This is a genomic window from Streptomyces sp. NPDC055966 (assembly GCF_042269865.1).
Taxonomy (GTDB): Bacteria; Actinomycetota; Actinomycetes; order Streptomycetales; family Streptomycetaceae; genus Streptomyces.
Genome location: NZ_JBHJYK010000029.1, coordinates 46063 through 60663 on the forward strand (window position 1 = coordinate 46063; position 14601 = coordinate 60663).

Consider the following 14601-nt stretch of genomic DNA (forward strand, 5'->3'; position numbering starts at 1 on the left):
GCCGTAGCCTGGGATCAAACAACCACGGGGCTCTCGGATACAACCAGGAGTTGTACCCATAGGCTGTCGACATGGACCTCGACACCGTCCGGACCTTCGTCGCCGCCGCCGACGCGGGGCAGTTCCAGGAAGCCGCCGCCGAGCTGGCGGTCACGCAGCAAGCCGTCTCCAAGCGCATCGCCGCGCTGGAGCGCACCCTCGGTGTGCGGCTGTTCACCCGCACCGCGCGCGGCGCCGAGCTCACCATCGACGGGCAGGCGTTCCTGCCCCACGCGCGCGAGCTGCTGCGCGTCGCCGAGCGTGCGGTCGCGTCCGTGCGCACCGGCCGCCGTCCCCTGCGCGTCGACATGATCTCCTCACGCGGCGCGGCGTCGGGCCTGATGCGCGGCTTCCACCACGCGCACCCCGAGATCGACCTCGACGTGCTGATGCTGCTCGACATCGAGACGGCCGTCGCCGCCATCCGATCCGGCGCGATCGACGCGTCCTTCCGCGCCGTCGCCGCACCCGGCCGGCCCCTTCCCGAGGACATCGAGTCCGTCCGGGTGCTCGACGAGCCGCTCCAGCTCATGACCGGCCCCGCCCACGCGCTGGCGGGCGCCCGCTCGGTGACGATGGCTCAGCTCGTCGGGCACCGGATCTGGATGCCCGGCATCGTCCCGGGCTCGGAATGGGCCGCCTACTACGACGACCTCGTCGCCGAGTTCGGCCTCACCATCGAGGCGACCGGCCCCAACTTCGGCTCCGACGCGCTCCTCGACACCGTCGCCGACACCCCGGCCCTGGCCACCTTCATGAGCGAGCAGACGCGCCTCGTCTGGCCCGCCGGGCACGGCCTGCGCCGGATCCCGGTGACCGACCCGACGCCCGTCTACCCGCACTCGCTCCTGTGGCACCGCGACAACCCCCACCCGGCCCTGGCCACGCTGCGCGCTCACCTCGCCGCCACGGCGTCCGGTCACGACGCGGCCGGGACCTGGACGCCGCACTGGGTGCTTCCGCGCTGAGCGTCGCCGCGTCCGGGCTCACCGCGGCCGGATGGGCTCGCCCGACAGCACCCGATCAGGCTCAGGTGGCGGAGGGACGACGGCCGCCTCGGCGGTCGGAGCTACGGCTTCTGGCTCCGGCGGCGCCACCCGTGGCTGCGCCGGGCGCCGTCCGCCGGCCGGATCCGCGCACAGCCTTGCCGGAGGCGGTGCCGGTTGCCCCATCGGTGGCTGCCTGGCGGGCGGAACCGCGGCCGCCGGCGCCACCGCCCGCGGCCCCATCGGAGCCCGCCCGGCGGGCCGAACCGCGCCGGGCGGTTGCGGAGGTGCCCTCGGAGGCCTTCGTCCCGGCCGCGGCCTGACGCTCGGAGCCCTGGCTCGCCGTGCTGTTGGCAGCACCCGTCGTGGGCTTGGCCCCGCCGCCGTTACGGCGTCGGCGGCCGGATCGCCTGCCGGGCTTGGTGCCGGTGCCGGTCTTCTGGTCCGGGCCGGACGCCGGCGGTGTCGCCTGCTGGGGGACCTCGATGGTGACGGCCACGCCGGAGGGCTCGCGGGCGCCGGTGATCGTGGCCAGTGCCGCGTCGCTGGAGGTGATGCGGGCCGTCCGGGGGCGGATGCCCGCGTCCGACATGAGCCGGGTGACGTCGTGCTTCTGCGTGGGCAGGACCAGCGTGACCACACTGCCGGAGCCGCCGGCGCGGGCCGTGCGACCCCCGCGGTGGAGGTAGTCCTTGTGGTCGGTGGGGGGATCGACGTTCACGACGAGGTCGAGGTCGTCGACATGTATGCCCCGGGCCGCGACGTTGGTCGCCACCAGGGCGGTGACCTGGCCGTTCTTGAACTGTTCCAGGGTGCGGTTGCGCTGCGGCTGGGAGCGGCCCCCGTGCAGTGCGGCCGCGCGGACGCCGACGGCCAGGAGCCGCTTGGCGAGCCGGTCGGCGGACCTCTTGGTGTCGAGGAAGAGGATGACCCGGCCGTCACGGGCCGCGATGCGCGTGGTGACGGCCTTCTTGTCGGTCTCGTCCTGGACGTGGAGCACGTGGTGCTCCATGGTGGTCACCGCTCCCGCGGAGGGGTCCACGGACTGGACCACCGGGTCGGTCAGGAACTGCCGCACCAGACGGTCGATGTTGCGGTCGAGCGTGGCCGAGAAGAGCAGGCGCTGTCCGTCGGGCCGTACGCGCTGCATCAGCCTGGTGATCTGCGGCAGGAAGCCCATGTCGGTCATCTGGTCGGCTTCGTCCAGCACCGTGATGCGCACCTGGTCGAGAACGCAGTCGCCGCGTTCCACGAGGTCGTTGAGTCTGCCGGGGGTCGCCACGAGGACCTCGGCGCCGCGCCGGAGCGTGCCGGCCTGCTTGGTGATGGACAGCCCGCCGACCACGGTGGCCAGTCGCAGGTTCACCGCCGTGGCGTAGGGGGTGAGCGCGTCCGTCACCTGCTGGGCGAGTTCACGGGTGGGCACCAGCACGAGGGCGAGGGGAGCCTTGGACTCCGCCCGCAGTCCCGCCGTGCGGGCCAGGAGCGCCAGCCCGAACGCGAGGGTCTTGCCGGAGCCGGTGCGTCCCCGTCCCAGCAGGTCACGACCGGCGAGCGAGTTCGGCAGTGTGGCGGCCTGGATGGGGAACGGGACGGTCACGCCCTGCGCGGTGAGGGTCTTCAGCAGCCCTGCGGGCATGTCCAGAGCGGCGAAGTCCTCGACGGCGGGAAGAGCGGGTGTGGTGCTTTCCGGCAGCCGGAATTCCCTCGGCGCGGACACGGCCGGTGAGGGTGACGAGGCGCGCCGGTTCGGCTTCTGGGGCCTGCGGGACATGCGGTGGTCTGCCTTCCTGGGAACAGCACAAACCGGGGTCCGCACCATGACGGTATGGACCCCGGTGAGCGGATACGCGTCCGGCGATCAGGCGGGGATGATGTTCTCCGCCTGCGGGCCCTTCTGGCCCTGCGTGACGTCGAAGGAGACCCGCTGGCCCTCCTGGAGCTCACGGAAGCCCTGGGTCGCGATGTTCGAGTAGTGCGCGAAGACGTCGGGGCCGCCGCCGTCCTGCTGGATGAAGCCGAAACCCTTTTCGGCGTTGAACCACTTCACGGTTCCCTGAGCCATGATCTTCTCCTTCTGTAGGCAGAGGCCCCATCCGGAGACGCCGGAAAAACAAATAATGCGCCTGAAGGAGAAACATTCCTGTCAGGCGCACATAGGTTCATGGGTACCACAACTGCAACTCCGGAACCCTAGCACAGCCCGGCATCAGCAGTCCTCCGTTCCGGGGGATCAGTCAGAGCAGCGCCGGGCGCCGCCACTCCTGCCCGAGAACATGGTGGTCGAGGAAGTTCAGCACCGTCTCGTACATGATCCGGATGTGGTTCGGCGCTTCGACGGTGTGGCCCTCGGTCGGGAAGTGCAGGAACCTGACCGGCACACCGAGCCGCACCAGATCGCTGTGCAGGCTCAGCGCCTGGCCCATCGACACGCGGTGATCCCGGCCTCCGTGGACGATCAGCATCGGCGTCTTCATCCTCGCCGCGTCGAGGTGGGTCGAATCGGCGTCGTACCGCTCGCGCCGAGTCCGCGGGTCGCCGAAGATCTTGCGGAAGTAGGCGTGCATGTCCGTGCCCGTCTGCAGCGCCTCCAGGTTCCACATCGCGGCGGCCGAGACGATCGCCTTGAAGCGGTCGGTGCCGGTCGCGGCCCGGTTGGCCAGGTAGCCGCCGTAGGACCAGCCGGCGAAGGCGGTCCGGGCCGCGTCGAGGTCGGCGCGTGCCAGTGCCGCGTCTGCCAGCGCGATGACGTCACGGTAGGGCCGACCGCCGTACTGGCCCCGGCCGCGTTCTTGCATCCGCTGCCCGTAGCCGGTGGACAGGGCCGGGTCCGGCAGGAGTACCGCGTAGCCGCGGGCAGCGAACGGCCAGGGGTTCCACGACGACGTCCAGGCACTCCAGGACGCCTGCGGCCCTCCGTGCGGGATGACGACCAAGGGGGCCGGTCGCTCGGCCGAGGCGTCTTCGGGCAGGACGAGCCAGGCGCGCAGCGGGAAGCCGTCGTCCCCCTGGGCGTGTACCTCGGTCAGGGTGCCGGGAAGCGAGCGGAGCTCGTCGGCGGCGTTGAGGAAGACGGGTCGCTGATCGGGCGTGGCGGCATCCAGGCGGACCACGCGGGGCGGGCTGTCGATCGCGCTGCGCAGCCCGTAGAGAGTGGCTCCATCGGATGTCACGCAGAGCGAGGCGTAGGCGCCGGAGGAGGTCAGGCGGGTGATCGTGCCGTCCGCGTCGCGGCGGAAGACCGGGCAGTGCCCCCGCTCGTCTCCGGTGAACCACATCGTCGGGTCCCCGGGGACCGGCGAGAGGACCGCACGTCCCGGCCATGGCCAGTTGTCGAACTCCGGCAGCAGGTCGGTCTCTTCGCCGGACTCCAGGTCGAACGCGACGAGCGTGACGCGCCATTCGGTGTCGTAGGTCTCTTCCCGCTGACGCTGGCAGACCAGAGTCGAACCGTCGGGCGTGAACGCCAGGCGGTAGTACTGATGGCCGGGGCGTGAAAAGGTCCGGCGCCGCATGCCGGTCGCCGCGTCGGCGACGACCACGGTGTTGGTGTCGGGGTCGCGGCCGGTCGCGGCCCGTGTGTAGGCCACCAGCGACCCGTCCGGAGACATCGCGGTGTCGGCGGTGCCCGCCAGGCCCTGGCTCCCGGCGATCACCGCAGGCCCGTCGGAGCGCAGGACGAACGTGTGCGGTTCGTCAGGTCCGAGGGCGGCACTCCAGGCGCCGGTCGCGGTCTCCTCGTAGAGGGCCGCGTCGACCATGGCACGCTCGCGCGCACGCCGAGCCGCGGCGTATGTCCCGGTGTCCGCCGTGCCAGGCAGCAGATCGGCGGTGAGAGCGATCGCGTCGGCATGTGCCGCGCAGGTGAACGCGGCTATTCCCCCCGGGTGTCGGGCAATCCGTCTCGCCTCGCCGTTCTCGGGCATCGCCCACAGCGACACATCCTGACTGGCGGGCTCATCACCGGCGGGGTCCGTGCGAGCCCGGCCGGAGAGGAACAACAGCGTCCCGTCAGCGGCGAACGCCGGAGCGAAGTCACCCTCTACGGACCGAGCCACGAGGCGGCTCTCGTCCTTGCCCGAGGGATCGACCTCCCAGAGCCTCGTCACGTGCCCGGTGCCCGACTCGTCGACCGACTGCACGGAGGCGATCAAGCGTGTTCCATCGGGTGCCAGAACCAACCCGGTCAGACGAGAACGCGCCGCCAACAGCTCATGGAACGTGGCAGCTTCATCAGGTTCGTAGAACACGGCGATCATCCTGCCCGCCGTACTCGATCTGCGGCAGGGCGCCGCCCACGGAGCCGGCTCCTGGGGAACCGCGTTCCCGCTCGTCCTCGCCGACGCCGGATGCGATGACACGCTGTGGCGTCCGGGCTCAACCTCGCCGGAGAGACCGTCGTCGGTGATGCGCGCTCGTCGGCGTCGGGCAGGCGATCCAGGCGGACCGGTGCCGGGTGTCAGCCGTTGGTCACTGCGGTGTCAGTGGGGGGTGCTGGTGTGGTCCGGTTGGGGCGCCCGCCGCCGGGGATGCCGGATGGGGCGGGTATGCGTACGAGATGAAGGGATGGATCATGCCCGCTGTGTACACCAGTGCGCTCGACTGGCCGCTGGCCCGTACGTGTCCGATGTCGCCGCCGCCTGCCCTCGGCGTGGTCCGTGACGGCCCGCCGACGCGGGTCCGTCTGCCGGCCGGCGCCGGGACGGAACAGCTGGTCTGGTTGATCACCCGCTACGAGGAGGTGAAGGCCGCGCTCAAGGACCCCCGGCTGAGCGCCGACGAGACCCGGCCCGGCTTTCCGTTGCGCATCCCCGTGCCCGCCGACGACCGGCCGAGCGGATTCCTGCGCATGGACGATCCGGAGCACGGTCGGCTGCGCAGGATGGTCGCCCCCGAGTTCACCGTGCGCCGGGTACGCGCGCTGCGCCCCCGCATCCAGGAGCTGACCGACCGGGCGGCCGACGCGCTGGCAGCCGGGCCGCAACCCGCGGACCTGGTAAGGGACTTCGCCGCCAAGGTGTCGGCCCTGGTCATCGCCCGGCTGATGGGGATTCCGGACGAGCACACCGCGTTCTTCCTGGAGCAGACCCAGATCCTGCTCACGGACGACGACCCGGCGCTCTCCCTCGCGGCGCACCACCGCATCATCGGCTTCCTCGACGAGAACGCGCGCGCCAAGGAGCAGGATCCCGGTGACGACCTGGTCAGTCGTCTCGTCCGTGACCACGTGGCCACCGGCGAACTCGACCGTGCCGATCTCCTGGCCATCCTCAAGCTGCTGCTCATCGCCGGCCACGAGTCGACCGCCACGCAGATCGCGGTCAGCACCCTGAGCCTGCTGACCGATGACGCACTGCGCGCCGAGGTCCTGGCCGAAAGCGGGGCTCTGTTGCCGAAGTTCGTGGAGGAGTCGATGCGTTTCTGGTCGATCATCCAGGACGGCGTCGTGCGTCAGGCCACCGAGGACGTCCGGATCGGCGAGACGCTGGTCAGGGAGGGCGAGTCGGTGATGATCAGCCTTGTCGCCGCCAACCACGACGCCACCGTCTTCCCCGACCCCGAACGCCTCGACATCCACCGCGATGCCTCGGGCCATCTGCTGTGGGGCCATGGCGCCCACTTCTGCCTCGGCGCGTCGCTGGGCCGGCTCGAGGTGACACTCGCTCTCGACTCCCTCTTCACCAGGCTGCCGACCCTCCGCCTGGCCTGCGAGGCGTCCCGGCTCCGTTTTCGCGAGAACCCCGTCTTCCACTGCCTCGCCGAACTGCCCGTCGCCTGGTGACCGACCGTGCGAAACGCTCCGAGGAGCGCTGCGCCGCGCCGTCCAACGGAGGGATGGCTCTCACCGCCGAGCCCGCTTCGGGCGCGGGAGGCACACCGGGACCAAGGCGTCCGTGGCAACCGAGCCCGACCATGGGCTTCGATCAGTCGTTCCACGTCCACGGCGCCGCCCAGCGACTGCGGCGTGGACGACATCCCGATCACTCTGCCTTCACCGCCCGGACGATCACGCTCGGCCGGTGTGAGCCGGGTGGGCCGGCGACCCGCTGCGACGGTCGTGCATGGTGAAGTCGCTCCGGACGGCCGTACCGGACTGCAACAGCTTCTGGTGAACGACCGGATTCCGCCCGGGGTATGAGGCCACGACGCTGATGTACCCCTCGGGCAGGCCGGTCACGGCGTACTGGCCCCGCACGTTCGTCGAGGTCCGCACCAACTGTCGGCCGCCGGCGTCCATGATGGTCACCACGGCGTGGCGGAGGGGCTGTTGCCCGTCGTCGCGCACGGTGCCTTCGAGCATCGGCAACTGCTCGCCGAAATGGTGCGGGTGGACCGGAAGCGCCGTGGGTGAGGGTGCCTCCACGGACGGGTCCTCCACCGGCGGCTCCGGAACGTCCTCCCGCCCGCTTTCCCCGGGCGGTCGTACGGCCGCGCGGTGGTGCCGCCATGCGTCGAGGCCCAACAGGGTCATGCCTGCCGCGATCCACGCGCACAGTACGAGGACCGGCCTGAGCACTCCCACGTCGTTGAAGTACAGGACCCCCCGCAGGGCGTCGACCGCGTTGCCCAGGGGCATGACGGCGTGCAGGCCCTGGAAGAACGCCGGCAGGAGCTGGACGGGGGCGACGCCACTGGAGGGGACGCTCAGCACGATGTACAGACCCAGGCCCGCGAGAGGGAAGAACTGCTTGGTGAAAGGCGCCATGCCGAGGGAGAACGTGGCCACCGCCGTGCTGAGCAGGAAGGCGATGCCCAGGGCCGAGGGCTCGTAGGGGAAGTAGCCCAGCCCTGCGCCGACGAAGAAGCCCACCACGCTGAAGAGGGCAGAGGCCGCCACGATCGCGAGCATCTTCTTGCGGCGGTTGAACGTCACCGCTCTCAGCAGGGTCGTGGCGAGTATGTAGCCGGGGACGTTCCAGGCGACTGCGAAGTACACCGGGGTCGTGCCGTTTTCGTCCTTGCTCACGGTGGGCGCCACGTCCGTGATCGTGAGCTTCTGGTGATGGCGCGCCGCGACCGTCGTGAACCCCTTGGCGAGCGCCTGCTCAAGTGCCGTGCCGTTGGCCTCGGCCACGTACAGCACGGCGTTTCTCCCCTGGGCCGCGTAGCCGGCCACGGCCGTACGGTCCAGCACCGCCCGGCGGGCCTCGCGGGCGTCCGCCGCGGCGGTGACGTCGAACCAACCAGGGTGCCGCTGTTGCAGCGAGGCGTCGACCTTGCGTTCCAGCGCGGGGTCCGCGATCACCACCTTCGCGTGGTGCGGCCGAGGCTCGTGGAAGGCCGTGGGGAAGCAGAACAGCAGGCCGAGGAAGAGCAGTGTCGGGATCATCAGGGCTTCCGCCAGTGTCCTGGCCGAGGGCATGCCCCGCTGACGCTCGATCCGGTGTCTCACAGAACCACCCGATTAATGTACCGATCGGAACATCTATTCCTGCTGGACAATACATGTACCGGTCGGTACGGTCAAAGTCGTGGCCCGACCCGTCAACGCCGAAAAGCGCACCGAACTGCTGAAGCAGGTGGTGCACTACCTGCAGCACCACGGCCTCGCGCAGATGTCGCTGAGTCCGCTCGCCGAGTCGATCGGCACCACCAAGCGCATGCTTCTGTACTACTTCGGCAGCCGCGAGAACCTGCTGGCCCAGGCGTTGGCGGCCTGCCGTCCCGACGCCCGCGCGATGTTCGACGACGTCCAGGACGCCGCCGGCCTGCGCACGGCTGCCCAGGGCCTGTGGGAAGCGATGACCGTCGGAGAGCAGTCCCGGTCGATCCGTATGCTGCTGCAGCTGCTCAGCCTGGCCGCCACCGATCCGGAGCAGTACGGCAGCCTCGCCGCCGACAGCGTCGAGGTGATGGTCGGCCCCATCGCCGACGCGTATGCGCGGCTGGGTCATTCGCCGCAGCAGGCGCGGGCGGGGGCGACCCTGCTCGTCTCCGGCCTGCGGGGGCTGTGCCAGGACCGCCTGGTGACCCATGACGCCGCCCGTACGGACGCGGCCGCCCGCCGCCTCATCAGGGACGCGGTGACGTCGGACGGCTGAGGCGTGCTGCGGTCGGCCCGACCGCGTCGGGACTGGGGGATCTCCTCGATCCCCGGTCCGGGTCGGGCTGCGGCGGACGTGGGCCGCCGGGCCGCTCGTTTCAGGGTGTCGTCGGCTGCTCCGGCCCGGCGGGTCCGGTGTGCCGTGCACGGCCGCCCGGGACGTGGTTCAGGGCGCGGTGAACAGCGTCGGGAAGCGGGTGGCCAGCCATGGCCGGGAGCCCCAAGTGAGGACCTGTCCCCGGGCGATGGCGCGCCAGGGATTCAGCCGGCCCAGCGCGATGAGCAGGAAGGCGACGGGATCGAGCAGGATGGTGCAGTGCGGGCGCCGGAGTGGTGCCCCTGGTGTCACGGGCGTCACCTGCACGGCGCCGTCGGCCAGAGAGACGCCGAATGCCGCGCCGCCGCGCAGCAGGATCCGGTAACGGGTCGTGAGCCCGGCCGTGACCGCGGGGTTCGTGACACGAGGCATGGCCGAGAGCATGAACGGCATGCACAGGCCCACCCGTGTCCGGTCGACCATGTGCGGACGCTGCAGGGCGCGAGCCAGGTCGTAGCCGTGGCCGAGCATGTGCGTGAGCAGGTACGACGCGAGGACGGACCGGTCCATCAGCCCCATGGGCGTGGCCGGCGCCGGGCCGTCGGCCTCGTGGTGCGACAGCGCGTCCAGGAACGCCTCGGCCTGCTCCGTGATCATCGTCGCGAGAGGCTCCGCCCGGCGCTCCGTGAAGACGGCGAGGGACTCCGCGTTGGCCCTGGCGAGGCTCTCGGGCGTTCCGTCGCCGTAGGGGCGCTCCCGGCCGGCTGCGAGGTCGGCCATCAGCTCGTTGGCCATGGCCAGGTGGGCGGCCGCCTCGCCGACGGTCCACCGCGACCCCGGCACGGCACGCCCTGTGTCGCCCGCGCTCCGCACCAGCGTGGCGATCTCCTCGGCGGTGTCCCGGATCGCCCGTGCGAGCCCCTCGGGTATGGGCCACGAGCCGTCCGGCTGTCCCGTCGTGTGCACGTTGCCTGCTCCGCTCCCCACTTGCCCGGCACGCCCCACGTGCCTGTGGCGCTGGAACCCAACCAGACTCGGGGGCGCGCGGCAAGCCCCCGTGCGCCCGCGGATACGGCGTCAGGTCCGGGGTGACAGCAGGTCGTCCAGTTCGGCCGCGAAGAGGAGTGCCGGGTCGAAGCCCATTCCGGTGAAGTGGCCGGCGAGTTCCAGGGACAGCACGCCGTGCAGCCGGGTCCAGAAGGTGAGGGCCCGGTGGAGGGCCGTGGGCGGGGCGGGGTGGCCCTCGGCCCAGTGCCGGTTGCCCTCCAGGTGGGTGCTGAACGGTGTCGCGGGCCGGTCCTCGGCGAGCGCCGTGCATGCGTCGAGCAGGGTCGTCATGATCTGGTCGGCGAGGCCCGTCGTGTCCTCGGGGGCGTGGTAGCCGGGTACGGGGGTGCCGTAGATGAGGAAGTACCGCTGCGGGTCGGCCAGGGCCCAGTCGCGCAGGGCGTGCGCCAGCCCGGCCAGGTCGGCGCCGGTGTCGGAGGCCGCGCGGAAGGTTTCGGCGAGGCTGCGGTACGCGTCCCGGACGAGTTCGGTGATCAGCTCGTCGCGGCCGGCGAAATAGCGGTAGAGCGCGGGCCCGCTCATGCCCATCTGCTTGGCGACCGCGTTGAGGGAGAGCGCGGGCACGCCCGCCGTGGCGATCTGCTCCCAGGCGCGTTCCTTGATCTCCGCCTGCACTTGGGCGCGATAGCGCTCCCGGGGCGTCTGCGCACCGGTGTCGCCCATGCCCTGCCACCCCGTTCCCGCACCATCGGCTACACATTGAAGGTTCCGTTAGAAGTTATCACGGAACGTCCTGGCCGGCCCTCCGCGACCGCCGGACCGGCCACACCGCACCGGACGGGCCGGTGCATCCGGCGGTTGTAGCGTGGCCTGGTGAGAAGCGGCGCATATCGGGATGTGGGCGAGGCCGCGTGGTCGTGGGTGCTGGACCACGTGCGCGAGGACGAGGGCCCGTGGCTGGTGCAGGCGGTGGTGGAGGGCGGTCCTGAGGCCACGTCACCTGCCCAGGACCGCGACTCGCTGTACGCGGGGATCGCCGGCCTGGCCCCGGTGCTGGCCGAGATCGCGCAGTACCGGGAGCTGAGTGCGCGGGAAACGGCACTGGCGACCGGCATCGTGACCAGGCTGTCGGCCCAGGCCGGGCAGCGAACGGAACCCTCTCTGTACGACGGCCTCGCGGGCGACGCGACGGCGCTCAGACTGCTCGCCCCGGGCGAGGAAGCGGTGGCACTGCGGCGGCTGGCCGCCCTGGCGACCGGCGACGGATGGAAGACCACGCTCGACTTCGAGCCGGGCTCCGACGCGCCCCTCACCGACGTCGTCATGGGCACCGCGGGCGTGGTGATGACGGCGGTCTGGGCGAAGAGCGAGTTCACGGACGAGATCGCGACGACGGGAGGCGAGGCCCTGCTGCGGGCGGCGGACCGCACGGAGGCGGGCCTCGACTGGGGCATGACGCCGGGGGCGGCGTCGAGGGCGCCGAACTACTCGCACGGAACCGCCGGGGTCGCGGCCGCTCTGGCGGTCGCGGGCGCCGCCCTGGGCCGCGAGGACTTCGTCGAGGCAGCGGTGGCGGGCGCCCGGCACGTCCTCTCGGTGGGGTCGTTGAAGGACGCGGGCTTCGTCGTCCCGCACACGATCCCGCCGTCGCGCCGGGAGGTGGAACCGGTGACGTACACGTGGTGTCACGGCCCGGCGGGCACCTCGCACCTGTTCACCGCGCTGGCGCACGCAGGGGTCACGGAGGTGGCGGGCCATGACGTCGACGAACTGCGGCACCGCTGTATGACCTCGATCCTCACCTCGGGCCTGCCGGAACGCCTCCGTCCCGGCTTCTGGGACAACGACGGCCGCTGCTGCGGAACGGCGGGCGTCGGAGACGTCCTGCTGGACGCGGCCCAGGGCTGCCGGGCGCCGGAGAGGAGGCAGACCCTGCTGCGGGCCGCGCACAGGATGGGCGACGCGTTGGTCGGCCGGGTCATCAGGGATGACGCGGGCGCCCGTTGGCGCTTTCTGGAACACCGCGAGGACCCGCCGCTGCTGCCGCCCGGCACGACGTGGATGCAGGGCGCGGCAGGCATCGCGGCCTACCTTCTGCGCCTCGCCCGGTACGGCGAGACCGGCCCCGACGCCCCGGTCGTCGACCGCCCGGACCAGTGGTGGGCCGTGCCGGCACACCTGCGCACTACACGTGCGGGCGCAGGAGCGACCAGTCCCATTCGAGACAAGTAATCCATAACGATCTCGGCCCAGGCCTTGTGTGAGGCGTGGCGCCCTCTAGCCTCCGTGCATGGCTTTTCTTTCAAGTCGTCGCAGACGATCCCGCCTTGCTCCGGAACTCGACGACGAGGACCTGGGCAGGCTGATGAAGAACCTGCTGGCGACCGCGAGGACGAGCGCGATCGCGATGACCGACATGTGCGTGGCGCAGATGTCCCGTCTGCTGGAGCAGGCCCCGGACGACTGGGACCGCCGGGCGCACCGCATGGGCGTCCTGGCCGAGTTCCTGGCGGGATCGCGGCTGCCGCGGTCCTGGGCCACGCGCGAGCCGCGCAACGCGAACGCACTCGTGCTGTACGCATGGAGCGAGGTGGTCCACGCCCGCTCGCAGGGGAGGCTGGACGACGCGGCCGGCGTGGTCGACAGCTGTCTTCGGGCCGCCGAGCTCACCCCTCAGGACCCCACCCCGTGGGTGGTCCTCCTGACGGCGGCATGCCTGGAACGCTGGGAGCAGCAGCGGGTGTTCGGCGTGTGGAACGAGGTGCTCGCGCGCGACCGTTGGAACCGCGAGGCCTACCTCACCATGCTGCGCTATCTCACCCCGGAGCAAGCGGGGTCGCGCATGCAGGTCATGGAGTTCGTGGACGCCCTGGGCGCACGCATGCCCGCGAACGCTCCCTGCGCGGGTACGGAACTCACCGCCCAGGTCTTCCAGTACCACTCCGTCCTCGACCGGGGCGGCTTCGAGGCGCTGGTGGCGCGCAACCACTGGTCCCAGGCGACGGCCGCCCAGGCCCTCGACCGCGTGGCCCACACGTGGGTGCAGCCGGGATTCCTCCGTCACGCGCGGGCCCGTGCCGACCTCAATGTCCTTGCCTACACGCTGATGGCCGCCGACCGGCGCCACGAAGCCCGCGCGGCCTTCGAAGCGCTCGGCGGCATCGTCACCTCTTGGCCCTGGCAGGCCGGCGGAGACCCGCTGACCCAGTTCGAGGAGGCACAGCGCAGAGTGCCCCGCGACGGGTGATCCGACGTGTGGGCCTCATCTGCCCCAGATCCTCCGGTACGTCTCCCGGTAGCCCGGCGGGTCCCAGGTCGTGGCTCCGGCGCTGTCGGCGGCCGTCGCGACGTGGACGGGGGCGACGTAGCCGCTGGCAGGGCGGTGGGCGAAGGCGCGGTTGAACTCGTCGACGATCTGCCAGCCCTGCTGCGACAGCGGCTCGGGAACGGTGGCGGCCTGGTACTGGCCGCTGTTGATGCGCTGGAAGGCGGACGGGTCGCCGTCGCCCGCACCGATGTTGAACGGCGGGCCGGAGCCCTGCCTGCCGGCCGCGCGGAAGGCGGGGGCGGCGTCGGCGAAGTACAGGTCGTTGATGGCGACGGAGTGTGTCCACCTGTCCTGGTAGCGGGAGAGGAGGGTGGAGACCTCGCGCGGCGTGCGGCTGCTCGCGTCCGGGATCGGGATGTTCTCGTAGGCCAGCAGCCGCACGCCGGAACAGGTGGCGAGCTCCTTCCTGATCAGGTCGGACTTCTTCTTCGCGAACGGGATGGAGGCATCGGTGATGAGCACGACCCCGGCTCGGCCGTCGGAGTGCGCGATGATCCACTGCGCGCTGATGCCGGCGACGTCCTCGACCCGGGTGGTGACGTTGGTGAAGAGCTCGGGCCGCCGGCTGGGGCCGGGGGAGGCGAGCGCGTGCCAGCCGATGAGCGGGATGCCGGCCGCGTTGGCCTGAGCGACCTGCTGCGAGGTCGAGCCGGGATCGAAGCCGCCGATGACGATGCCCGAGGGCCTCAGCGTCACGGCCTCGCTCATGGCCGCCTGGATGCCGGCGGGGCTGCCGCCCCCGTCGATGACCCGGACGTTCCAGCCGATGACGCGCACGGCATCCCGCACGCCGTCCGCGACGCCCGCGACTCCTGGGTTCGTCATGGTCTGCGCGACGTAGACGATCGTCCTGCCGGAGACCGCCGCGGGGCCGCCGGCCGGTCCGTTCCGGGCGGTGCCGGTCTTCTCCGCTCGGGCGACGGCGGCCTGGGCCCTGGCCTGGACCGCGGGGCAGCCGCTCGGGCCCGTGGTGGAGACGGCGGGGCCGTTCGACGAGCCGCGCTGGCAGCCGGCGAGGCCGGCGAAGGCGGCCAGCAGGGCGACGGCGACGGACCGGGCCGTGACGGCGCGGGGCAGGGCCTTGCGGTTGCTGTGCACAAGAGCTCCTCGCGGAGGGACGAGCGGCAGGGTGCGTCCGGGTTCCGGAGCCGGGGCCCTC

The 14601-nt window shown here is 71.6% G+C and carries 12 protein-coding genes; 5 read left to right on the forward strand and 7 right to left on the reverse strand.

Translation table 11 applies throughout. From position 1 onward, the window contains the following. The first annotated feature begins 71 nt into the window (after positions 1–71). On the forward strand, positions 72–1007 hold the full coding sequence (locus ACFC8N_RS41815; RefSeq protein WP_376294780.1) for a LysR family transcriptional regulator: 936 nt from the start codon (positions 72–74) through the stop codon (positions 1005–1007). Between the two features lie 61 nt (positions 1008–1068). On the opposite strand, the gene ACFC8N_RS41820 is transcribed toward ACFC8N_RS41815, so the two are convergent. The 3 genes from ACFC8N_RS41820 to ACFC8N_RS41830 form a co-directional block, all read right to left on the reverse strand. Then, positions 1069–2799: a DEAD/DEAH box helicase gene (locus tag ACFC8N_RS41820; protein WP_376294783.1), complete on the reverse strand. Its 1731-nt coding sequence runs from the start codon at positions 2797–2799 to the stop codon at positions 1069–1071. Between the two features lie 87 nt (positions 2800–2886). After that, positions 2887–3090: a cold-shock protein gene (locus ACFC8N_RS41825; protein WP_071365560.1), complete on the reverse strand. Its 204-nt coding sequence runs from the start codon at positions 3088–3090 to the stop codon at positions 2887–2889. Between the two features lie 172 nt (positions 3091–3262). Then, complete coding sequence (locus ACFC8N_RS41830) at positions 3263–5179, reverse strand: S9 family peptidase (protein ID WP_376294786.1); 1917 nt, start codon at positions 5177–5179, stop codon at positions 3263–3265. Positions 5180–5598: 419 nt separating this feature from the next. Here ACFC8N_RS41830 and ACFC8N_RS41835 point away from each other — a divergent pair, with 419 nt between their 5' ends. After that, complete coding sequence (locus ACFC8N_RS41835) at positions 5599–6807, forward strand: cytochrome P450 (protein WP_376294788.1); 1209 nt, start codon at positions 5599–5601, stop codon at positions 6805–6807. Between the two features lie 225 nt (positions 6808–7032). Here the strand turns inward: ACFC8N_RS41835 and ACFC8N_RS41840 are convergent, their stop codons facing one another. Then, positions 7033–8355 (reverse strand): carboxypeptidase regulatory-like domain-containing protein, encoded by a 1323-nt coding sequence (locus ACFC8N_RS41840; protein ID WP_376294791.1) that lies wholly within the window; start codon positions 8353–8355, stop codon positions 7033–7035. A 142-nt stretch (positions 8356–8497) separates the two neighbouring features. Here ACFC8N_RS41840 and ACFC8N_RS41845 point away from each other — a divergent pair, with 142 nt between their 5' ends. Next, positions 8498–9067 carry a TetR family transcriptional regulator gene (locus tag ACFC8N_RS41845; protein WP_356031160.1) on the forward strand — a complete coding sequence of 190 codons (570 nt, stop codon included), beginning with the start codon at positions 8498–8500 and terminating at the stop codon, positions 9065–9067. A 168-nt stretch (positions 9068–9235) separates the two neighbouring features. Here ACFC8N_RS41845 and ACFC8N_RS41850 read toward each other — a convergent pair whose 3' ends face one another. Together ACFC8N_RS41850 and ACFC8N_RS41855 are read right to left on the reverse strand one after the other, a co-directional pair. Continuing rightward, positions 9236–10072: a maleylpyruvate isomerase family mycothiol-dependent enzyme gene (locus ACFC8N_RS41850; protein ID WP_356031158.1), complete on the reverse strand. Its 837-nt coding sequence runs from the start codon at positions 10070–10072 to the stop codon at positions 9236–9238. Between the two features lie 111 nt (positions 10073–10183). Beyond that, on the reverse strand, positions 10184–10837 hold the full coding sequence (locus ACFC8N_RS41855) for a TetR/AcrR family transcriptional regulator (protein WP_362822327.1): 654 nt from the start codon (positions 10835–10837) through the stop codon (positions 10184–10186). Between the two features lie 150 nt (positions 10838–10987). Here ACFC8N_RS41855 and ACFC8N_RS41860 point away from each other — a divergent pair, with 150 nt between their 5' ends. Both ACFC8N_RS41860 and ACFC8N_RS41865 read left to right on the forward strand, forming a co-directional pair. Beyond that, positions 10988–12346: a lanthionine synthetase LanC family protein gene (locus tag ACFC8N_RS41860; RefSeq protein WP_376294794.1), complete on the forward strand. Its 1359-nt coding sequence runs from the start codon at positions 10988–10990 to the stop codon at positions 12344–12346. A gap of 58 nt (positions 12347–12404) precedes the next feature. Next, positions 12405–13361, forward strand: a complete 957-nt coding sequence (locus ACFC8N_RS41865) for a hypothetical protein (protein ID WP_356031153.1) — start codon at positions 12405–12407, stop codon at positions 13359–13361. Between the two features lie 15 nt (positions 13362–13376). On the opposite strand, the gene ACFC8N_RS41870 is transcribed toward ACFC8N_RS41865, so the two are convergent. Then, complete coding sequence (locus ACFC8N_RS41870) at positions 13377–14540, reverse strand: substrate-binding domain-containing protein (RefSeq protein WP_356031152.1); 1164 nt, start codon at positions 14538–14540, stop codon at positions 13377–13379. Between the last annotated feature and the right edge of the window lie 61 nt (positions 14541–14601).

Excerpts from the sequence above, each read along its gene's own strand:
- ACFC8N_RS41825 (WP_071365560.1), bottom strand. The coding sequence starts at position 3,090 with ATGGCTCAGGGAACCGTGAAGTGGTTCAACGCCGAAAAGGGTTTCGGC.
- ACFC8N_RS41865 (WP_356031153.1), top strand. The coding sequence starts at position 12,405 with ATGGCTTTTCTTTCAAGTCGTCGCAGACGATCCCGCCTTGCTCCGGAA.
- ACFC8N_RS41815 (WP_376294780.1), top strand. The coding sequence starts at position 72 with ATGGACCTCGACACCGTCCGGACCTTCGTCGCCGCCGCCGACGCGGGG.
- ACFC8N_RS41855 (WP_362822327.1), bottom strand. The coding sequence starts at position 10,837 with ATGGGCGACACCGGTGCGCAGACGCCCCGGGAGCGCTATCGCGCCCAA.
- ACFC8N_RS41820 (WP_376294783.1), bottom strand. The coding sequence starts at position 2,799 with ATGTCCCGCAGGCCCCAGAAGCCGAACCGGCGCGCCTCGTCACCCTCA.
- ACFC8N_RS41840 (WP_376294791.1), bottom strand. The coding sequence starts at position 8,355 with ATGATCCCGACACTGCTCTTCCTCGGCCTGCTGTTCTGCTTCCCCACG.
- ACFC8N_RS41835 (WP_376294788.1), top strand. The coding sequence starts at position 5,599 with ATGCCCGCTGTGTACACCAGTGCGCTCGACTGGCCGCTGGCCCGTACG.